The 290-nt window shown below is 37.9% G+C and carries 1 protein-coding gene; it reads right to left on the reverse strand.

Annotation, left to right across the window (positions count from 1 at the left end; genetic code table 11):
* Positions 1 to 290 (reverse strand): Plug domain-containing protein (locus tag ACFIK8_RS12115; RefSeq protein ID WP_375669572.1); only part of this gene is annotated, 290 nt, incomplete at both ends.

The raw sequence follows: 290 nt of genomic DNA on the forward strand, positions 1-290 counted from the left end.
ATCCGATCCTTGAATAACATCAAATGTGGAAAGTGCGTTAAAATCAAATGTTGTGTTTCCACCTCTCCCACGCACTATATCATCAAACCATGGAATAATAATGCCATCCATTGTTGTAAGAACACGGTTTGCGTCTAACCCACGAATAAGAAAACTATTATTTTCTGAGTTGTAGGTTACGGAAGGATTAAGACGACTAACATCATGGACATCACTTATTTGCTTTTCATAAATGTCCTTAGCGGTTTTACGATTGGTCAAAATAGTTACCGAACCTGAAGGATCCGCTA

The sequence above is a fragment of the Bartonella sp. MR168JLCBS genome, from assembly GCF_042194175.1.